This is a genomic window from Thermogladius sp. KZ2Tp1 (assembly GCF_051131135.1).
Taxonomy (GTDB): Archaea; Thermoproteota; Thermoprotei_A; order Sulfolobales; family Desulfurococcaceae; genus Thermogladius.
On the sequence record NZ_CP151274.1, the window covers coordinates 1,014,875 to 1,033,531 of the forward strand.

General features: G+C 59.6%; 22 protein-coding genes. 17 read left to right on the forward strand and 5 right to left on the reverse strand.

Going from position 1 to position 18,657, the window contains the following annotated elements; genetic code table 11:
• Nucleotides 1–88: 88 nt before the first annotated feature.
• The 13 genes from WLZ34_RS05660 (at nt 89) to WLZ34_RS05720 (ending at nt 8,924) form a co-directional block, all read left to right on the forward strand.
• Nucleotides 89–505 carry an NADH-quinone oxidoreductase subunit C gene (locus WLZ34_RS05660; protein WP_434731082.1) on the forward strand — a complete coding sequence of 139 codons (417 nt, stop codon included), beginning with the start codon at nt 89–91 and terminating at the stop codon, nt 503–505.
• Between the two features lies 1 nt (nt 506).
• The gene (locus WLZ34_RS05665; protein WP_434731083.1) at nt 507–1,727 is read left to right on the forward strand and encodes a nickel-dependent hydrogenase large subunit; all 1,221 of its coding nucleotides are present in this window, start codon (nt 507–509) and stop codon (nt 1,725–1,727) included.
• On the forward strand, nt 1,697–2,092 hold the full coding sequence (locus WLZ34_RS05670; protein ID WP_434731084.1) for a 4Fe-4S binding protein: 396 nt from the start codon (nt 1,697–1,699) through the stop codon (nt 2,090–2,092). Before WLZ34_RS05665 ends, WLZ34_RS05670 begins: the two co-directional genes overlap by 31 nt.
• Nucleotides 2,093–2,365: a monovalent cation/H+ antiporter complex subunit F gene (locus WLZ34_RS05675; RefSeq protein WP_434731085.1), complete on the forward strand. Its 273-nt coding sequence runs from the start codon at nt 2,093–2,095 to the stop codon at nt 2,363–2,365.
• Nucleotides 2,362–2,742 carry a monovalent cation/H(+) antiporter subunit G gene (gene mnhG / locus WLZ34_RS05680; protein ID WP_428727070.1) on the forward strand — a complete coding sequence of 127 codons (381 nt, stop codon included), beginning with the start codon at nt 2,362–2,364 and terminating at the stop codon, nt 2,740–2,742. Before WLZ34_RS05675 ends, mnhG begins: the two co-directional genes overlap by 4 nt.
• On the forward strand, nt 2,739–2,999 hold the full coding sequence (locus WLZ34_RS05685) for a hydrogenase subunit MbhD domain-containing protein (RefSeq protein WP_428727069.1): 261 nt from the start codon (nt 2,739–2,741) through the stop codon (nt 2,997–2,999). Before mnhG ends, WLZ34_RS05685 begins: the two co-directional genes overlap by 4 nt.
• On the forward strand, nt 2,996–3,781 hold the full coding sequence (locus tag WLZ34_RS05690) for a Na(+)/H(+) antiporter subunit B (RefSeq protein WP_434731086.1): 786 nt from the start codon (nt 2,996–2,998) through the stop codon (nt 3,779–3,781). The genes WLZ34_RS05685 and WLZ34_RS05690 overlap by 4 nt, the downstream gene beginning before the upstream one ends.
• Nucleotides 3,775–4,188, forward strand: a complete 414-nt coding sequence (locus tag WLZ34_RS05695) for a sodium:proton antiporter (RefSeq protein WP_434731087.1) — start codon at nt 3,775–3,777, stop codon at nt 4,186–4,188. The genes WLZ34_RS05690 and WLZ34_RS05695 overlap by 7 nt, the downstream gene beginning before the upstream one ends.
• On the forward strand, nt 4,185–4,688 hold the full coding sequence (locus tag WLZ34_RS05700) for a Na+/H+ antiporter subunit E (RefSeq protein ID WP_434731088.1): 504 nt from the start codon (nt 4,185–4,187) through the stop codon (nt 4,686–4,688). Before WLZ34_RS05695 ends, WLZ34_RS05700 begins: the two co-directional genes overlap by 4 nt.
• Nucleotides 4,689–4,696: 8 nt before the next feature.
• Nucleotides 4,697–6,274: a proton-conducting transporter transmembrane domain-containing protein gene (locus tag WLZ34_RS05705; protein WP_434731089.1), complete on the forward strand. Its 1,578-nt coding sequence runs from the start codon at nt 4,697–4,699 to the stop codon at nt 6,272–6,274.
• Nucleotides 6,267–6,626 carry a sodium:proton antiporter gene (locus WLZ34_RS05710; RefSeq protein ID WP_434731090.1) on the forward strand — a complete coding sequence of 120 codons (360 nt, stop codon included), beginning with the start codon at nt 6,267–6,269 and terminating at the stop codon, nt 6,624–6,626. The genes WLZ34_RS05705 and WLZ34_RS05710 overlap by 8 nt, the downstream gene beginning before the upstream one ends.
• Nucleotide 6,627: 1 nt before the next feature.
• Nucleotides 6,628–7,611: a complex I subunit 1 family protein gene (locus tag WLZ34_RS05715; RefSeq protein ID WP_434731091.1), complete on the forward strand. Its 984-nt coding sequence runs from the start codon at nt 6,628–6,630 to the stop codon at nt 7,609–7,611.
• An 83-nt stretch (nt 7,612–7,694) separates the two neighbouring features.
• Nucleotides 7,695–8,924, forward strand: coding sequence for a hypothetical protein (locus WLZ34_RS05720; protein ID WP_434731092.1), 1,230 nt, complete (start codon nt 7,695–7,697; stop codon nt 8,922–8,924).
• A 5-nt stretch (nt 8,925–8,929) separates the two neighbouring features.
• On the opposite strand, the gene WLZ34_RS05725 is transcribed toward WLZ34_RS05720, so the two are convergent.
• Nucleotides 8,930–9,865, reverse strand: coding sequence for a beta-ribofuranosylaminobenzene 5'-phosphate synthase family protein (locus WLZ34_RS05725; protein ID WP_434731093.1), 936 nt, complete (start codon nt 9,863–9,865; stop codon nt 8,930–8,932).
• Complete coding sequence (locus WLZ34_RS05730) at nt 9,862–10,458, reverse strand: DUF447 domain-containing protein (RefSeq protein ID WP_434731094.1); 597 nt, start codon at nt 10,456–10,458, stop codon at nt 9,862–9,864. Before WLZ34_RS05730 ends, WLZ34_RS05725 begins: the two co-directional genes overlap by 4 nt.
• Nucleotides 10,459–10,572: 114 nt before the next feature.
• Between WLZ34_RS05730 and WLZ34_RS05735 the strand changes: the two genes are divergently transcribed.
• Nucleotides 10,573–11,313, forward strand: a complete 741-nt coding sequence (locus WLZ34_RS05735) for a VTT domain-containing protein (RefSeq protein WP_434731095.1) — start codon at nt 10,573–10,575, stop codon at nt 11,311–11,313.
• Between the two features lie 207 nt (nt 11,314–11,520).
• Nucleotides 11,521–12,072 (forward strand): mechanosensitive ion channel domain-containing protein, encoded by a 552-nt coding sequence (locus WLZ34_RS05740; protein WP_428727084.1) that lies wholly within the window; start codon nt 11,521–11,523, stop codon nt 12,070–12,072.
• An 11-nt stretch (nt 12,073–12,083) separates the two neighbouring features.
• Here WLZ34_RS05740 and WLZ34_RS05745 read toward each other — a convergent pair whose 3' ends face one another.
• Entirely contained in the window at nt 12,084–13,286 is a 1,203-nt protein-coding gene (locus WLZ34_RS05745; protein ID WP_434731096.1) for a hypothetical protein, read from the reverse strand.
• A 60-nt stretch (nt 13,287–13,346) separates the two neighbouring features.
• A complete protein-coding gene (locus WLZ34_RS05750) occupies nt 13,347–14,336 on the reverse strand; it encodes a thiamine-phosphate kinase (protein WP_434731097.1) in 990 nt (329 codons plus the stop codon).
• Between the two features lie 69 nt (nt 14,337–14,405).
• Between WLZ34_RS05750 and WLZ34_RS05755 the strand changes: the two genes are divergently transcribed.
• Both WLZ34_RS05755 and WLZ34_RS05760 read left to right on the forward strand, forming a co-directional pair.
• A complete protein-coding gene (locus WLZ34_RS05755; RefSeq protein WP_434731098.1) occupies nt 14,406–15,971 on the forward strand; it encodes an oligosaccharide flippase family protein in 1,566 nt (521 codons plus the stop codon).
• A gap of 41 nt (nt 15,972–16,012) precedes the next feature.
• On the forward strand, nt 16,013–17,251 hold the full coding sequence (locus tag WLZ34_RS05760) for a molybdopterin molybdotransferase MoeA (protein WP_434731099.1): 1,239 nt from the start codon (nt 16,013–16,015) through the stop codon (nt 17,249–17,251).
• 242 nt (nt 17,252–17,493) lie between these two features.
• Here WLZ34_RS05760 and WLZ34_RS05765 read toward each other — a convergent pair whose 3' ends face one another.
• Nucleotides 17,494–18,639, reverse strand: coding sequence for an iron-containing alcohol dehydrogenase (locus WLZ34_RS05765; RefSeq protein ID WP_434731100.1), 1,146 nt, complete (start codon nt 18,637–18,639; stop codon nt 17,494–17,496).
• Nucleotides 18,640–18,657 lie beyond the last annotated feature (18 nt).

Sequence of the window (18,657 nt, forward strand, 5' to 3'; positions counted from 1 at the left end):
CGGCCAGTGTAAAAATAGAGGTGTTTGGTCACCCACACTAACACTCGTTTTATTAGCCTTGCCTCGAAGTAAAAACTCACAGAGTCCTATGACGGCCACTTTAGCCCAAGCGGGAGGATTCGTAAAACCGAACAGGAGAGTTTTCGCCTTGGAGCCTTCCAGAGTCAGGAGTGTATTCCTGGATTTAGTCCGGGAGAGGGGTCAGGAGGGGTTTTACGTCTCCACTATTGTCGGCGTGGATTTGAAGGAGGAGGGTCTGATCAGGGTCGACTACTTCGTCGTACTACTACCCGAGGAAGAGACAGTGGTACTCCGTACGGCGGTCCCGCGGGACAACCCAGTGGTCGACAGTATCGTGGACATTGTCCCCGGCGCGCTGAGCGGGGAGCTGGAGACTCACGACCTCCTTGGAGTGCTGTTCCAAGGCAACCCCTACCTCAGGAGGGGGTTCTTCGTCCCCAGCGACGTCGCCGAGAAAGGCGTCTACCCGTTGAGGAGGGGCTAGAATGGTGGACAAGGTCGTGGAGCTACCGGTCACCATCGAGATACCTGTGGGCCCGCAGCACCCGGCGCTCCACGAGCCCATCCTTTTGAAGGCTTATGCTGACGGCGAGACGATAGTCAAGGTCGAAGTCAACACGGGGTACAACCACAGGGGGATCGAGAAGCTCTGCGAGCAGAACACGTTCTACAAGGACATATTCATAGTCGGAAGAGTCTGCGGGATCTGCAACACGGTCCACACAGACGTGTACGTGAGGGCTCTGGAGCAGATACTCGGCCTAGAGCCTAACAGGAGAGCAAAGTACCTAAGGGTCGTGGCGATGGAGCTGGAGAGGATACACAGCCACATGCTGATAAACGCGGTCATGGCCGAGGTGGTGGGCTTCGACACCCTGTTCATGAGCATCATGCTGGACAGGGAGAAGGTCATGAAGGCCAAGGAGATCCTGACGGGGGCGCGCGTAATGGCCGACTACATGATGGTGGGAGGGGTCAGGAGGGACCTGAGCGACGCGGACGCCGGCAGGATAGCCAAGCTCGTCGAGCAAGTGAGGGAGAGGCTGACCTACTACAAGAGGGTGTTCGAGGAGGACACCACGATAAACAAGAGGCTGATAGGGGTAGGCGTCTTGAAGAGGGTCGACGCAGTAAGGCACACGCTCCTAGGCCCGGTCGCCAGGGGCAGTGGCGTGAGGATCGACGCCAGGGTGAGCGACAGGTACGACGCCTACGACGAGCTCCAGCCCGAGGTAGTAGTGCGGGGGGAGGGCGACAGCTGGGCTAGGATGATGGTGCGGTGGGACGAGGCGCTAGTATCGGCCGAGATAGTCCTCAGCGCGCTGAGCAAACTCCCGCGAGACGGCAGCCCCGTCCCCGACGAGAGAAAGTTGCCGAGGAAGTTCCCGCCGGGGGAGGCCTACACCAGGGTGGAGGCCCCGAGAGGAGAGCTCACCTACTACGTCATGAGCGATGGGAAGGCCAACCCGTACAGGGTGAAGATCAGGACTCCCTCGTTCACCAACATCGTGAACTCAGCCTTCCTCTACGAGGGCTACACGATAGCGGACCTGCCCGTCATACTCGCGAGCCTAGACCCGTGTATTTCGTGTATGGAGAGGGCTGTTATTACCGATCTCAGGACGGGAGAACGGAGGACTGTACCCTTCACCCAGCTCAGTAGAGGGGATAAGACTTGGCGAGGCCGAGGCTTCTACCTGCTGTAGTCAGGAGCCTCCTCGGGAGGCCCTCCACAGTACAGTACCCCTACGTCAAGACGGAAGTCGAGGCGGCCTACAGAGGCAGGCACTACGCAGACCTGAAGAAGTGCACCGGCTGCTCGCTCTGCGCGATCGAGTGTCCGGCAGACGCGATAGCCATGACTCAGATACCGGCGCATCTAGAGGCCCCGAAGTCCAACCCCAGGAGGGTCTACCCCAAAATCGACTACGGGAGGTGCGTGTTCTGCTATAGGTGCGTGACTGTGTGCCCGTTCGACGCGTACGTCACCACGAACTTCTACGGGATGGCAGGGCCGAGGGAGAACACGAGCGAGCAGTCGAGTCTCGGCACTCTCGAAAGGGTGGTCTGAGTGTTTGTCCAGGAGTTCATAGCGGCCGTGGTCCCCCTCTACCTGGTCGCGACATCGCTCTACCTTTACAGGGCCTTGAAGGGCCCTACGATACCGGACCACGTGCTCGGGGTAGACCTGCTCAGCTACAACCTCGCGGCGCTGTTCATAGTCCTGGGGATCTTTTTCAAGGAGCCAATACTGATAGTCACGGCGATACCACTGGCCCTCTGGATATACGCCCTCGACATCTATGTAGCGAAGTACCTGGAGAGGAGGGTGATGGGGGCTTGATAGAGGAGCTCCTGGTCTACACGGGGCTCGGCCTGATCGCCCTCGGCGCCTTCGCGCAGCTGGTCTCGGGGATAGGCGTGAACAGGTTCAGGAACTTCTACTTGAGGCTTCACGCCGCCACGATAGGTTCTATATGGGGGTGCGTTTACCCGATCGCCGGTGCTGGGCTCGTAGCGCTGGGTTACAAGGAGCTCGGGCCCTACTCGACCTTTATGGCTGGGGCTGCGTTCGTCACCTCATTCCTAGTCCTGATCCTGTCGCCGGCCGGCTCGCACGCCCTCGCCAGGGCCGCACATAAGACGAGGCAAGCCCTGGTAGAGCCCTGCGTTCACGACGCGCTAGACCCCTCCATGTGCGTCAGGGGTGGCGGCTCGTGAGTCTAGACCTCTTGATATACGCGGTCGGCGCGGTTGCGTCCCTGATGTCCGTAGTGGCGGTGTACCTCGCTCTAGTCGAGAGAGACCTCGTGAAGGCCGTGATATACAGTGCTATTCAGAGCGTGTTCTACTCCCTACTGTTCTACCTGTTCATGTCACCCGACATAGTCCTGGTCTACCTACCAGTGGCGGGCGGCGTCTTGCCCGCACTTCTACTGGTCTTGATAAGCAAGACGGAGAGGTTCGAGAGGGAATGAAGAGGGTCGTAGGTCTCGCCGTGCTCGTCACTATCGTCCTCGGGATGAGCCTCCTCCTAGCCCTCTCGGGGCAGTCCTTCTACCCCTCCGAGAACCTCAGGTGGCTCGCAATAGTCTACCTGAACACCACCTACAACCCCTACCTGCCGGACTTCACTGTCTGGAGCCCCGAGTCGGTCACAGCGATCGTGTGGGACTACAGAGGGCTGGACACGCTCTACGAGACGACCGTCTTCTACCTCGCGATAATAGCGGGCCTAGCCCTCGGCAGGGGTGTCAAGAGGCTGAATCAGAGGCCGACGGACGAGTCGGGCCTATCTCCAATAGTGAAGACCGTTACGAAGATAACGGGCCCGATGATACTCGCCGTAGCGGCGTCGATAGGGCTGCACGGGCACCTGACCCCGGGAGGAGGCTTCCAGGGCGGTGCCACCGCGGCCGTCGTCCCCGTGGTCTTCATCGTCGTGTTCTCGTCCTTCTACCTGCTGTGGAAAGGCGTCTCGTCGCAGAGAATGCTGACTCTGAGGAGCGCCGGGTTGATAGGGATCGGTCTCACCTCGATAGCGCTGTTCCTGGCGGGGCTCCTCCTCGGGCTCCCGTCCTACGTCTTCCAGAACATAGCCAAGGCGGGTTCACCGCTCTCGATGCCCTACGACGTTCGCGGGGCTCTGCTGAGCGGTACCCTGTGGTGGTTTAACCTGTTCGAGTTCCTCGCGGTCTCCTCCGGCTTCACGCTCGCCTTCATAATACTCATGACCCCGGAGGCTGAGGAGAAGTGGTAGGGTTCCTAGCCGAGTACATGTTCACTGTAATCTACCTGTCGCTCTTCGTGAACCTAGGGCTATCGCTCTTCGGGCTGTTCTACAAGCCGCACTACGTTAAGAAGCTGATAATGCTGGGTATCCTCGGGGACACCTTGAACATGTTCGCGATTTTCCTCGGCTACAGGGCGTGGCCTAGCCCCACAACCCCTAGCAGGCCGCCGATCCTCCTCACCTACCCCTTCGAGAACGCGAGCGTGTTAGTGGAGTTTACTTCCAGAGCTGTAGACCCTCTACCCCAGGCACTCGTTTTAACAGCCGTCGTCATAGGCTTGGCGGTAATGGTCTTCCTGATCTTCCTAGGGGACAACTTGTTCAACCACTACGGAACACTCGACATGAGGGAGATCAGGAGGCTGAGAGGGTGAGGGCGGCCAGGGCTATACCCGTCGCGTTGCTCGCCTTCGTCACTTACATCGTGTTCTCCGGTAGCACTAGTGGCTACGACCTGGTAACGGGGCTCTTGGTATCCGTGGTCGTAGGGGCGCTATTCGCCAATGTAACGATCGAGAGGCCGAGCAAGCTCCTCTCTCCCAAGAGGTGGTACTGGGCTTTGAGGTACGCCCTCAGGTACTTCATAATCGACGAGACCAAGTGCCACATCGACGTCGCCAAGCGTATACTGAGCCCGCGAATGCCCGTCAACCCCGGTATAGTGGTGGTGCCGTTCGACGCCGAGTCGGACTACGCTATGACCGCTATAGCGAACTCGATAACTAATACACCCGGTACCGTTGTGGTTGAAGTAGACAAGAAGAACAAGGTCTTCTACGTCCACTGGATAGACGTCGCGTCGATAGAGCCCAGGGAGGCGAAGAAGGGTATCTCCGAGATCTTCGAGTACTACTCGAAGAAAGTCTTCGACTAGGTGGGAGTATGCTGAGAGAGCTGGCTTTCAACCTCCTGGGCGCCTTCCTACCAGTGACAGCGATCGTGGCGTTCGCTACCCCGCTGTTAGGGAGGGCGCGGAAGCGTGTCCCCTGGGCTCTGGCAATGTTCGCGGCCCTCTTCGTCGCGGTCACAACGACGGCCGTTTACGCAGCGGTCGCGGTGGGCGGTAGACCGCTAGTCTACCCGTTTGGCGGGTGGCCTCCACCGATAGGCATAATATACGAGGTCGACGCCTTCAACGGGCTTCTAGGCCTGTTGACCGGCTGGGTTATCTTGGCGATAACCATCTACTCCAAGTGGTATGAGAAGGAGATGGACGAGCCGGTCTGGTACTACACTCTCTTAGTAGGCCTCATGGTAGGCCTGCTCGGCTGCCTCTACACAGGCGACGCCTTCAACTTGTTCGTGATGATAGAGGTCTTGAGCATCTCCGCCTACGGGCTGGTGGCGTACCACAAGCAGAGGCCCGAGGCTGTTGAGGCAGCGAGCAAGTACGCGCTGATAGGAGCGGTGGCCACTAACATGTACTTCCTGGCACTCGTGGTAATATACGGGAACTACTCAACCCTCAACATGGCCGACCTCGCCCTGGTCGGTAGGGCCTACGCGGCATCGCCTCTACCGGCACTCCTAGCGGTCTCCTTCTCCCTGTGGGTCTTCACTTACAAGGCGGCCGTCTTCCCCAACCACTTCTGGCTCCCCGACGCGCACCCGGAGGCCCCCACACCGGTTTCTGCGGCCTTGTCGGGCCTCGTCGTCAACATCGGCGTCTACTCTGTGGCCAGGTTCTTGTACACCATATTCGGGTACAACAACGCGCTCGGGCTGTATCGTGGCGCAGTGTTGCTTGCACTACTCTTACTCGGGTGCGCCAGCGCCTTACTCGGCGCTTTCATGATGCTTGTTCAGAGAGATATCAAGAGGCTACTGGCCTACAGCACGGTAAGCCACATAGGCCTGGCTCTAATGGCCGGCTCGCTGGGTTTCGCGGCGGCGGGTGGAGCTCTAGTCCTGGCGCTAACAGCGATGGTGGCCCACCTGGTCTCCCACAGCATCAGTAAAGCCACGCTGTTCATGGCCAGTGGAGTGTTCATACACGAGGCGGGGTCGAGAGACCTCGACGCGATGAGAGGGCTGGGGCGAGTGAGGCCCCTCTCCGCAATCGCCATGACCGTCTCCTTCTTGAACTTGGCCGGGTTCATACCGTTCGTTGGCTTCTTCTCTAAGCTCTTGATGTACCAGGCCTTCCTAGATGCGGGCCTGCCGGTCCTCGCCTTCGTTGTGATACTCGTGTCGGCGGTGAGCTTACTCGGCTACATGAAGCCGATGTACTCGATAGCGTTTTCCTTCAAGAAGGGCGCGCCTTTCACAAGCCCGAGGGTAGAGCTAGTGGATGTTCTCCTAGTCGCGATGTCAGCCAGCCTCCTAGTGCTGGGGCTCGTCCTCGGGCTAAGCCCGGGTGTTTTCTCCCAACCGGCTCTGAGCCTCACGCAACAGGGCGTGGACGACTACATCAGGGCTTACCTAGAGACCAGGAAGTCGCTTGGTGGTCCGTATGGGTAGGGTGCTAGAGCTCGACGTCTACCAAGCAGTTGTCCTGACAACGGGGCTCATGGTACTCGTGTTCGCTACACTCTACGTTCTCTACTTGCTGGTGCGCAACAAGAACGTTAGGTACACGGAAGTCTACTTGTCCGCGGAGGGCGAGGACGTGGTGTCAAACCCGATGCCTGGCGTAGGGGGGCTGTACTGGGCCTTCATAAGGCAGTACGCGAGGAGGGTCTACAGACTACTACTGGACAGGGTCCAGACGGGTAGCCTAGCGGACTGGTTCTACTTCATCTCTTCGTGGCTCGGCGTGCTCGTACTGCTATCGATCATCTTAAGCTTGCTGTACCTGGCGGCGAGGTGGTAGGATGGACTACGCGATGCTCGTGTTCACGGCGCTCGTCTTCCCCGGCCTGCTATTCCTGTTCGTGTTCTCGCTGCTCGTAGAATACGCTTTAAGGAAGGTCGTCGCCCGGATGCAGCGGAGGATGGGCCCGTCCTACACGGGTCCGGCCGGCGTGCTCCAGCCGTTCGCAGACTTCTTTAAGCTGATCAGAGACAAGGAGGTGGTGGCCAACAGGTACTCAATGCCGAGACTAGCCGAGTCCTTGCTGGCACTCGGGATATCGTCCCTAGTAGTGGCGGCCCTGTTCTTACCGCTCAACCCCTACACTGTGTCGGCGCCCTTCGACTTCTTCATATACATGTACCTCTGTTGCGTGGTGTCGCCGCTCTTGCTGCTCTTTGCCAGCCTCTCGATGCCCGGGCCCTACACCGTGGTGGGGGTCTCTAGGATTCTGAGCTTCATCACTGTCTGTGAGCCAGCTTACTTCACCTCGCTCCTAATACCCGTGGTGCTATCGAGCGGAGTAGAGCCCGCCTACAGCATCTACGCCACGTCGAGGTCGGTCTACGTGTACTGGGCTAACCCGTTTACAGCCCCCCTAATGGCCTTGTCCCTCGTCTCGTCCCTCGTAATACTGCAGGCAAGGGCGATGCTCAACCCGTTCAACATACCCGAGGCGGAGCAGGAGATCATAGCGGGTTTCGAGACCGAGTTCTCGGGCCCCCTCCTCGGGCTGGCCAGGCTGTTACACGACATCGAGTACTCGGTCACCATGCTGTCGATAGTCTACTTGGTCCTCGGAGGCCCCTACCCCTACCCCCACCTCTCAGTACAAGGGCTGGCGTTGCTCGCGGGCAAGTTAGCGCTCGTGTTCCTGGCGTCGGGCCTGCTGAGGGCTTCAACGGGCAGGCTGAGGGTCGAGCAGGCACTCGACGTCATGGCCAAGTACTCTCTAGCACCCTCCCTGGTAGGCGTGGTTCTAGCCTCTATATACGCGCTACACTAAGCGCCGGTCCAGACGCTTCATTAGGATAATAGGATAAAGGATAAAATGTCTAGCTAGATCACGATACGGTAGAAGGGGCGGGTATGAGGGCTCTGGCCGTAGCGCTGGCCTTCCTGGTATTATCGGTTCTCGCGCTGGCTTACCAGGCCTGGTCGGAGGCGGGGAGGCAGATCGTCATCTACGGAGACCCGAGGTGCCCTCATTGTAGAAACACCTACGCTTACCTGAGCAGCCTCTTCGGGTCAGACGTAACTTTCTGCGACATATCGTCCAACAGCTCCTGCCAGAAGTGCTACGAGAACATAGCGAGGGACTTCTACGGGGGTTACGAGGCGGTGCCAATAACGCTCTTCGTGGTTGACAACACCATATCTGGGGTCGTAATGGGGGAAATATCAAACTACACGGTTAACAGCCCCAGCTTGCTTGAACCCCTGCTAGCGCCCAACAACTCGACTACGGTGAGAGCATACGTCATCTTCGACTACAAGCTCGTCGAGGTGAGCAACGTTACAGCGACGTCGCAGCAGGCGCTACTGGAGAAATACGACGTTTTCTACGGTCACGGTAGTACAACGTCGCAACAGACGCTACCGGAGAAGTACAACGATTTCTACAGTAACGGTAGTACAAGTTCTGTGATCAGCGGGGCGGTGAGCAGTGTGGACTACCTAGCCCTAATACCATCGATGGTGTTCCTCAGCCTTCTAGACTCCGTTAACCCGTGTGAGCTAGTGACCTTCTTCAGCCTCGCGACTACCTCTCTCAGCGGGAAGAGGAGGTCTTACGGGCCGCCTATACTTTTCATAGTACTCGTCTACGCCGGCTACTTCCTCCTGGGGCTGGGTCTATACCACTTCGCGAGAGTCGTTAACCCGCTCCCCCTCGCACTCGTAGCACTCGCGATAGGCGTCTACAACACGCTGAGGCCGAGCACGCCCTCTTCCTTGGAGAAGTTGAAGTGCGGGTGGTGCGAGAGGCTCGGGATCAACGTCTCGAGCAGTGTCTCGTACCTTACAGCAGCCCTCCTCGCCGCAATCTCTGTAACGGTCCTACTACCGTGTACGGCAGGGCCGTATGCTGTCTTCGCGGCGATACTCAGGGGTGTATCTCCACTGCTGGCGACCGCCCTGCTTCTACTGTACGACCTGATCTTCGTCCTCCCTCTCATCGCGATACTGGTCGTAGTAAGGAGTGCTGTCAGGCAGAAGAGGTTTGCGAAGTGGCTCTCTAGGAACTCGAGCGTGTTGAACTTCCTGACCGGGCTCGCCCTCGTGTTGATATCCCTCTACGTGATACTCACTTCCCTCTAGTGCGGCTAGACCTCCCTTACCAAGGCACCCCTGTTGTCCGCCCCTGTTACACAGACCCTGAACTCGCCCGACCTCGACACCGAGTCCGCTATCTCCCCAGCCCTGTCCTCGCTCTCCGCGAAGACGTAGATCAGAGGCCCCCACGAGCTCTGACCGTAACCTCTCACGCCTAGTTTCTCCAGGTGCTCGACCACCTTCGCGGAGGCCGGGTTGAACAACCCGCCCTGCTCCTCCTGGAAGAAGCCCCCAACGAGCTCCTGCAGCCTGCCCAGCGCCTCGGCGAAGGTGGACGGGTCTCTCTCGATGACGGCGGGGACTAGCCCGTAGTGTAAGAGCCACGCCGCCTCGTGAACTCTCGCAGCCTCGTAGAACTTGGGCTTCTTCATCGCCTTCTCCTCCTCTTCACCGCTCAACCCGGTGCCCCTCGGCAGGATGAGCACGAACCTCCACTCTTCGGGGAATTCCAGCCTGACTGCGAGCGGGGCTATACGCGTACTCCTACCGCGCCCCGCGTCCACTATGAAACCGCCTCTCATAAACGAGTACACCCCTATACTGGACACTCTCCCCCTGCCCAGCTCCCATGCGAGGTCTAGGGGGCTGTACTCTATGCCGTGGAGCCTCAGGGCGCCCACGGCGATTGACAGGAGTAGCTGAGTAGTGGTTCCGAAACCAGCGTGCCTGGGAGGCACCTCTCTTACGACGGCTCTTACACCCCTGACGCCCCTACCACGCAGCACGCTCGCCAGCGCGGCTTTCTCACCCTCTTCCAGTACAGGCGGTAGCTCGAAGCGGTCGCTTGGGTAGACCTCCACTACTACGCGCGGGCTCTTCACTGCCACTCCGGCACTACCGTAAAGCCTGTAAGGTGCCACGCCGTGCGGGTTCACTAGCCCGAAGTGCAGACGCGACGGGGCCGACACCTCGACGCCTCTGCTCATCCCGACACCACTCTACCGAGGAATTCCACTACGTCCTTATACAGCTTGTTATCGGACACCCTCCCTATTATCCCCCTCACCACATTGAAAAGCGTGGTGTAGTAGCTCGAGCCCTCCACGTCGCCCTTCTCCCTGAGGACGGGTACCTTCGTCGCGTACACGATCATCTCGATTAGCGCGGCGTCGGCCCTGGAATAGGGGGTTAGGGCCTCCCCCACGTCTACGCATAGAGGCTCGAGGTCTACTACCTTGACGCCGTTGGAGGGCCGTACACCGGTGACGAGCGCCTCGATATAGGCCTCAGCCCCGACTAGGCGCGGCGCCTTAACGCATCGGGCCTCCTCGAACTCTAGGCGGGCCTCGACGCGGCCCTTGAAAGCGGAGGCCAAGTATTGAATAGGGTTCCTCGCCAGGTTCAATACAACGAACTTCGCTCGGTCTACGACTCTGTAGAGCCTCGTCTCCGGGTAGAGCCTCGCCCTCAAAAGGTGGCCGGAGGCCCGGAACCCTAAGGGCGTGTGGTAGACCGCGCCGTCTACGTACGTCGAGGCTATCGACTCGTAGACCACGCCAGTGTAAAGCCTGATCATCATCCGGCGTGCCACCGGCCGCGCTACGACTGTCTATAAGCTTATTTGAGTATAATACCCTTCATATACCGTAGAGAGTCGCGGGCAGCGGCTGTTGGAGGAAAAAGGAGAAACAACATGCCCTTCCACAGAGTGGTGGACGAGGTATTCGCGCTCGCCGAGAGAGTGCTGAGGAGTACGGGGCTCTACGGTGTCTTCTTCGTCTCGCTCGTATCGAACTCTATCCCTTTCGTTGCTCTACCCTACCTGGTGTACATAATCGTCTACGCCTCGCGGTTCAGCGACTTCAGGAGCTTGGTCCTCATAGCGGTCGTCAGCGGGATAGGTGCTGGACTAGGCAAGATCATCATCTACTTTATAGGCAGGGGCTTTAGCAGCATATCGCCCGCCTCGAGGACTGCCAGGAACTGGTCGTACCTGGCCTCCAGGCACAAGGTGGCGGGCTTCTTCGCAATCCTGTTCGTGGCTATTACACCAGCCCCCGACGACGTCGTCTTGATACCGATGGGGTTCGCGTCCTACAGCATTGCTTTGTACGCACTCGCTGTGTTCCTGGGCAAGACAGTCCACTCGATACTGGCCGTCGTCTACGGGAGGACAGTGTTAAATCTGTTCGAGGAGAAACTGGGCCTCCCACTCTGGCTGTCCACACTCCTGCTCATCGCGCTGACGGTCGTCGTAATCTACGTAATCGGGCAGGTGGACTGGGTTAAAGCGACCGAGTTATACTCTAGCCGCGGTCTGGCCACGACCTTAAAGTTCGTCCTCGTGTCTGTTGTCGACGCCCTCGTAAAGCCCTTTAGGCACCTCGCCAGGTCGATGACGAGGATACTAAGCTTTATCAGGAGCAGGGTGTAAGAAGTAGGTGGGATGAAGAAGAACCCGGGAATGTAGCCTCGAGCGATGACATGATAGACTTAAAGCGGGCGCTGACCACCTGTTTCTTGGCCGCAAAGTTTAAATTTCACCTGTGAGGAAAAACTAACAGGGGGGACCTTGGCAGAGGAGCCCGTTTCAAAGGCTATGGCAAGGGTAATACTCTACGCGATCTTAGTAGCCATCGTGATGGGCATCCTCCAGTGGTTCTTCACTCAGGGTCTTAGCATGCTGTACGAGGCTACTAAACTGGGCGGCTTCCTGACTTTAATGGACTACGCGGTGTACGTCTACATAATAGTGTTGCTGGTGCTCGGCTGGATGATAGTCAACGCCGTGGCCTCGCTCTTCTACGCCATGACACTGCCCAAGTACGGCAAGTCCACGGCGGCAGCCGTGAGGAGCATGATCAGGATACTGGGTATCGGCGGCCTCCTCGCGGGCATAGCCGGCGGGGTATCGGGCGGGGCAGCCGGGGTGGCCCTTGGAGGCTTCATAGGCTTAGTGGTGGGCTTCGCCACTCAGAACGTGCTGAGCCAGGCCGTGGCGGGCATGTTCATTCTACTGGCGAGGCCGTTCAAGATAGGCGACGTGGTCGACATAGCTGGCGAGAGCGAGGTTACAGTAGAGGACATAGGGTCTATGTTCACAGTCGTTAAGAGGAAGGACGGGCTGACAGTCCTAATACCGAGCTCCATGATCGTCGGCCAGAAGATAGTCATAAGGTCTAGGGCCAGCTAGTCTTCTAACGCCTACCAACTTTTTTTCACTAGGAGCAACGGGACTAGGTTGAGTATCACTAGTAGAAGCACTGTCGTGTCGAGCCCTAGGATAGTCATGACGAAACCGGACGTCAGGGTGCCCACTAGGCTCGAGGCCTCCGCCACTATGTTGAACAGGCCCACGTTGCTCCCGCTTGTCGTAGTAACGTAGAGGGTGTAGATCGTCGTGTCGATCACCAGGTTCGAGATGTAGATCGCCGCCAGGAGGACCGAGGAGGAGCCGAGGTCTGGCCTCCAGAACACGATCCCCGCCACGCTCGCGACCTTGACTAGAGCGGCCAGGGTAAAGGCCCCCTTACTCACGACGTTCGGCGGCAGGACGAGCATTACCGTGAACCCGATCGACTTCCCCAACCCGTACAAGGCGATAACATCCGGGGTCTTGAGGCCCATCAGTCGTATGAACACGAACGGTAGAGGCGTGAACAGGTACTCGTTACCGATCCTGAAGGCGGCTAGCGCGGCGGCGATGAGGGTCAAACTAATCCCGTCCTTGACAAACCTTTCAATGAGGATATTGACTTTCTCGCCGTTGGCGTAGTCTAGGCTGGAGATAGTCAGGTACCCGTGTATCCGTGTAAGGCTTTTCTTAAGGTGGCTCTCTATCCTGGTCAGTATTTTCTCGAAACGTAGCGACGGCTGAGGTACCACCAGTACTAGGAGGGCGCTCCCGGCTAAGACGAATACTGCTATGAGCTGAAAGTACCACGTCTCAAATAGGCTACTCCACACTCTGGAGACGCCTAGCAAGAGTAGTCCCTCGAATAGGACGGCCAGCTGTGCGAGCCTCCTGCTGTAGTGAGACCACTGATGGCTCGGGTAGGACTCGAGAACAGCCGTCTGGCAGCCCGTCTTCACGTACGAGTACGTGACGGCGTGGAGCACGTATGCCGTGTACAGCAAGGCGGCGCTCCTCCAACCGACAGACAGGTAGAAGAGAGGAATGAAGGTGGCGAACGCCAAGAAGCCTATTAAGGTGGGCCTCTTGGTCAGACCAGCGTTTGACAGCAGGTTAGAGTGCCTCAGTGAGGGAATGACCGCGGCGGTCCATAGCGCGTTGAGTAGACCAAGCTCGACTGGGGTGAAGTTGAGTAGCCTGACAGCTACGATGTTGACCAGCAAGTCCATGACGCCCAGTGTCGCTAGCGCTAGACCAGCTATGTAGAGCCACATACGGGTCGCCAGAATTAACTCCCGGGGCGTCTAGTTTTTAAACGGGGGTGTTTCGCGTGGTTAGGCGGATTTCACGTAGCCCCCGAACTGGTCCCAGCCGTAGATCGCCACCCTATCGACGCCCTCTAGTTTGAGCCCGGAGCCCTCGACAACTTCGCCTATCACCTCGTATTCCACGCCGTAGGACTCGAGGTCCTCGACGACCTCTCCTAGGCCCTCCTTGCTCACAGTCATGACCACCCCGTACTCCTCTCCCCCGTTCAAGGACAGCTCGTACAAGCACTCGAGCCGCCCCTCGCAGAGCTCGTAGACCTCCTTAAAGACTGGAGGCGGTCTTTCGACCCTTAAGCCCACCCCGCTCAACCTGGCGATCTCCATCATGGTGAACCCCAGCCCGTCGCTCACGTCCATGCTTGCGTGGACGCTCTTGTAGTTGAGGGCGATCACCGTCCCCACTCTGACGTCAACGAGAGGTCTCCTCGTCTTCTCGACCACCCAGGCGGTCCGCGAGGCCTCCTCTACACCTCTAAGGGCTACGTAGCCCATCGCCCCGTACCTCCCCGTGACGACCACGGCGTCCCCGGGCCTAGCGCCGCTCCTGGGTGGGGGCCTCTTGGCTGTAGTGAAGCCGATCATCGTCACTGATACCCAGGGGGCCCCCGAACTGTTAGTGTCGCCACCCACCCAGCTCACACCGTAGTACTTGAAGGCCTCGCTCAGCCCGCGGACTATGGCCTCCGCATCGGACAGGTCTAGGTCGGGGCTTAGCCCGAGCGAGACGAGCGCGTAGGCCGGTCTCGACCCCTTGGCAACGTGGTCGCTAACGGCCCCTGTAGCGATAGCCCAAGCCGCGTCCTCGAGGCTCCTCCAGGGGAGTTTAACGCCCTTGATAGAGGCGGCGTCGACGGAGGCGACGATCCTAGGAGCCAGAGGCAGGAAGTCCACAGCGTCGTCGGGGAACCCGAGCCGAGAGAGGGGCGGACTCTTGCCGAGGTAGGGGCGTAGCACGCCCTCTATGAACAGCCTCTCCGTGAGCTCCCCCAGCTTCATTAGGGCACCTAACTCATTTTAAGAGAAGCCGATAAATATTCTATCCTGACCTCTCGAATAGGGGTTTGGATGAGCGAGCTGGAGTACACTGCTGAGAGAGCCGGCGCGCACGCCCTCCTCTACGCCGCCTCGACGGTCGTCTATCTCCTAGTCCAAGTCGCTACACTGATGGTTGTGGCCAGGCTGCTAGGCCCCGCCAACTACGGCCTCTACAACCTGGCGGCTATACCCGTAGGCGTGCTATCGCTGCTCACAGACTTCGGGATAGACGCCGCGGTACTGAGGTACTCCTCCCTCTACGCTAGTAGGGGGCTGGTCTGCCGAGTCGCTTCGCTGGCTAAGAGGGCGTTGCTACTCAAGCTCGTTTTGTCTCTATCGGTCGTAGCCCCAGCCCTAGTGCTGGCGGAGCCTCTCGGCCAGGTTCTGAGCAGCAGGAGCGGCATCGGACTCTACGTCTCCCTTTACACTATCGTGCTAGTCCCCCAAGTACTCGCCGCAGACGCCGCTAGCCTCATGGTCGGCCTGGGGAGGGCGGGGGCCAGGACCGTAGTGGTCATAGCCCAACCTCTCGCGAGGCTGGCGGCGGTACTGGCCCTGTTCAGCCTAGTGGGCCCAACGGTTGAAAACGCGATACTCGCCCTGGCCGTCTCCTACGTGGTTGCCATAGCTGTATCGGTTGCCATGGTGAAGGACGTCCTCTCGTCGCCCGGGTGCGGTTTCGAAATGGACGAGGTCGTCGGATACGCGCTGACGGTCTACACGGGGAGCGTGGCTGGAGCTGTTGTCGCTAGGCTACAGGGCTACTTGCTGGGGTTCATAACGGCCTCCATGGGCGTGGCCGGCAACAGCGTGGCGGGCTACTTCAACGCCGCATACAACTTCCTAGGCGCCGTAGGAGCAGTCTACGGGGCCCTGGCAACCCCCCTACTCCCCCTCTTCGTCCACCAGTCGAAGAACGAGGAGGGCTTTAAAGGCATAGTCGAGGCGGTGCTAGCGACCCTCTTCGCTCTCACGCTCCCGCTGTCCCTAGTCTCGATCTTGTACTCCGGCGACGTGATCAGGACGGTGTACGGCCCAGAGTACGCTGAGGCGGGCTTCTACTACACTGTAATATCGGTCTCTCTACTGCTTTGGCCCTTCGGCGTCGTCGCGGGCAACGTGATCCAGGCTTACGGTGTCAAGCGGGTGATCCTGCTCTCCAACACAATATCGCTGGTCTCCGGCGCTCTACTTTACCTCGGGCTGGGCCTAACCCTCGGCGTCGCCGGGCTGGCTATAGCCAGCGCCCTGGCCAGTATACCCGTCCTAGTCTACCAGCTCTCCTACCTCGAGGCCGCCGGTTTCAGGCTAGGGTACTCGAAGTACCTGAAGACCGCTGTAGCGTCCGTGCTCTCGGCCCTCGCCTCAGTCCCCCTGGCGAGGCTCCTAGCGCTGTCCGTCGCTAGGCTCGTACTCGGCTTCACGTTCTCGGCCCTCCTCTACAGCGTGCTCCTGGCGGCCTTCAACGCCCTAGGCGACGTAGAGCTCTCCTTCCTGGTGAGGATCTCCAGGAGCATCCCTGTACTCGGCTGGGTACTCGCGGCCTACGTCGCCTTCTATACCAGGCTGAGAGACTCCCTGGTGAGGCTGTTCTGAACCGATAAATTGCCTGGTAGCCTAATTATAGAGGACACGAGGTGTTTACACTGGGGGTAAAGGGCATTAAAGAGCTGGTCAGCGTACGAGAGGCCGTCTCTAGGCTGGCTAAAGTACTAGCGAAGATAGAGCTGGGCGTGGAGGAAGTAGAAGTTCTGGAGGCCTACGGTAGGGTCCTAGCAAGCGACGTCGTCGCCCTAGTAGACCACCCGGGCTTCGATAGGAGTGCGGTGGACGGGTACGCGGTCGTAAGCTCCGACACGTATAGTGCTAGCATGTTTAACCCAGCCGAGCTGGAGGTGGTGGAGGCCTTCGCCATAGGCCCTGGCAAGGCGAGGCCGGTCAGTACCGGCGAGCCCCTGCCGAGTGGGGCCGACGCCGTGGTGATGGAGGAGGACGTGAAGAGGGTCGGCGGTAAGATACTCGTATACAAGCCGGTGGCCCGGGGCTCCAACGTCTCGAGGCGCGGAGAGGACTTCGCGAGGGGGGAGGTGCTGGTCAGGGCTGGAACAGTCCTCGACTTCAGGAAGATACCCATCATATACGCGTCCGGCCACAGCACTGTAAGAGTCTTCAGGAAGCTGAGAGTAGGCGTGGTGACTGTAGGCAGCGAGGTCGTCGAGCCCGGCCCCGACACAGCGGGCCTTGAGAGAGGCCGCGTCTTCAACTCTACGGGATACGTTGTGCTGTCATACCTGAGGAGGCTCCCATTCATTGAGGCCAGGTACTACGGCGTCGTACCCGACGACCTAGGCCTGCTCGCCGACTTCGCAGCCAGAGCTCTCGCGCTAAACGACGTCGTCGTAACCACCGGTGGTACTGGGCCGGGCGAGGGAGACCTGGTCTACGACCTCGTCGAGACGCGCGGGGCCTGGGTCTTCAGGGGCGTGGCGATGAGGCCCGGTAGGCCGACCAGTGCGTCGGTGATCGACGGGAAGCCCGTGCTCCACCTCAGCGGCTTCCCGCTTGCTGCGTGGGTCGGCCTGGAGGGGGTCTTCAGGCCGGCGATGGTCGAGGCGCTCGGCTTGAAGGGGTTCAGCAACCAAGTCGTCTACGCCAAGCTCGCGAGGAGGCTGCCTAACCAGGCGGGCTACACCACGTTCGTGAGAAGCACGTTGACCGGCGGCGTCGGGGGCCTGCCGCTAGTGGAGCCGTTCATGTTGAGGGGTAGCGGGTTGTTGAGGAGCCTAGCGGAGACGAACTCGTACATCCGGCTAGAGGAGGGTAGTGAGGGGTTCGAGGAGGGCGAGGTAGTGCCCGTCTACCTGGACTGGCCTTAGACGAGCGCCCACGCTATGAGAGTCCGCCCGTAGAGGGTAAAACGGCCGGGTCTCACCGATGAGCCTGGAGGAGGAGGGGACTAGTAGCGGGGGTCGGGAGGCCAACCCGTGTGGCGAGCGGAGCCGGAGTCGTTGCCGCGACGGCTTGCCCCCTCGTGCCCCGTGAGTCGTCTCTGGCGCCCTGGGAGGCCCTACGAGCGGAAAAAGCGCGAGGTGAGTTAACGGGCCAAAAACTCGGGGGCCTACAGAGCCGACAGGAAAACGTCCTTGACTACCTCCTCGGTGACGGGGAAGGGCGTGTTCCCAACCATGTACTTTAGCCTGCTGAACAAGAACTCCGCGACTCTGCTCGCGTCGTTCTCCTTGAAGCCGTAGTCGCTCAGCCTCTCCTTGAAGCCGACCCGCTCTTGGAAAGCCTTAACGCTCTTCATAGCCCTCTCGGCGTCCTCGGCGACAGGCTTGATGTACGGGTTTATAGGCTTGAGCAGCCTCGCGGACACCTCGGGGAGCACCTTGTGGGTGTAGTAGACCACCCGCGGCCCCAGCAGCGCTAGGCCCGCCCCGTGGGCCAGCCTGGGCTCGAAGCCGCTGAGGACGTGTTCTATCCCGTGGACGAGGTGGGTAGACGCCATGTCTATGCTCAGGCCCGCCAGCATGCTGGCGTAGAGCATGCTCGTCCTCAGGCCGACGTCCTTCAAGTTGTTGACCAGCCTTGGGAGCTTCTCGCCTATTATAGCGATCGCCTCGTACGACAGAGTCTCGACCAAGGGGTAGGATACTGTGGACGTAGCGGACTCGTAGGCGTGGTAGAAGGCGTCTAGGCTCGTGTAAACGGTCTGCTCCAGGCTGAGCGTCAGGGTGTACCTGGGGTCGTCCACGCTGACGTCCGGGTAGGTCACAGAGAGACCGTGCTTCTCCCTCGTCTCGTCCACGGTGACGACAGCGTACCTGTCGACTTCAGTGCCGGTCCCGTGGGTCAGGTTGACGGCGAGTAGTGGGAGCTTCCTCTTTGGCTTGGCCCCCTTCAGCAGGTCCTCGAACCTCGCCCCAGCCACCGCTATCACCGAGGCGACCTTCGCCACGTCGATCACGCTACCCCCTCCAACGGCCACCACTGCGTCAACGCTCTCCCGCCAGAACAGCTCGCCCGCCCTGAGCGCCTGGCTGAGGTACGGGTTAGGCGCCACGTCGCTGAAGACTACGTACTCGACCCCCCTCTCGCTCAGGATCTTCAAAAGGTCGTCGAGGGCGCCGGAGACCTTCGCCGACTGCCGGCCCGTGACTACACCCACCTTCTTCTTACCCTCGAGAAACCACGCGGCCTTCTCGAGAGAGTTCTCCCCGAAATAGAGGGTGACTTCTTCGTGCTTCAGTCTAAAGGGCCTCACTTTGCCCACCTTGTCTAG

Coding starts and splice junctions, on each gene's coding strand:
- WLZ34_RS05660 (WP_434731082.1), top strand. CDS start 89: ATGACGGCCACTTTAGCCCAAGCGGGAGGATTCGTAAAACCGAACAGG.
- WLZ34_RS05665 (WP_434731083.1), top strand. CDS start 507: ATGGTGGACAAGGTCGTGGAGCTACCGGTCACCATCGAGATACCTGTG.
- WLZ34_RS05690 (WP_434731086.1), top strand. CDS start 2,996: ATGAAGAGGGTCGTAGGTCTCGCCGTGCTCGTCACTATCGTCCTCGGG.
- WLZ34_RS05705 (WP_434731089.1), top strand. CDS start 4,697: ATGCTGAGAGAGCTGGCTTTCAACCTCCTGGGCGCCTTCCTACCAGTG.
- WLZ34_RS05710 (WP_434731090.1), top strand. CDS start 6,267: ATGGGTAGGGTGCTAGAGCTCGACGTCTACCAAGCAGTTGTCCTGACA.
- WLZ34_RS05715 (WP_434731091.1), top strand. CDS start 6,628: ATGGACTACGCGATGCTCGTGTTCACGGCGCTCGTCTTCCCCGGCCTG.
- WLZ34_RS05720 (WP_434731092.1), top strand. CDS start 7,695: ATGAGGGCTCTGGCCGTAGCGCTGGCCTTCCTGGTATTATCGGTTCTC.
- WLZ34_RS05725 (WP_434731093.1), bottom strand. CDS start 9,865: ATGAGCAGAGGCGTCGAGGTGTCGGCCCCGTCGCGTCTGCACTTCGGG.
- WLZ34_RS05730 (WP_434731094.1), bottom strand. CDS start 10,458: ATGATGATCAGGCTTTACACTGGCGTGGTCTACGAGTCGATAGCCTCG.
- WLZ34_RS05735 (WP_434731095.1), top strand. CDS start 10,573: ATGCCCTTCCACAGAGTGGTGGACGAGGTATTCGCGCTCGCCGAGAGA.
- WLZ34_RS05740 (WP_428727084.1), top strand. CDS start 11,521: ATGGGCATCCTCCAGTGGTTCTTCACTCAGGGTCTTAGCATGCTGTAC.
- WLZ34_RS05745 (WP_434731096.1), bottom strand. CDS start 13,286: ATGTGGCTCTACATAGCTGGTCTAGCGCTAGCGACACTGGGCGTCATG.
- WLZ34_RS05750 (WP_434731097.1), bottom strand. CDS start 14,336: ATGAAGCTGGGGGAGCTCACGGAGAGGCTGTTCATAGAGGGCGTGCTA.
- WLZ34_RS05755 (WP_434731098.1), top strand. CDS start 14,406: ATGAGCGAGCTGGAGTACACTGCTGAGAGAGCCGGCGCGCACGCCCTC.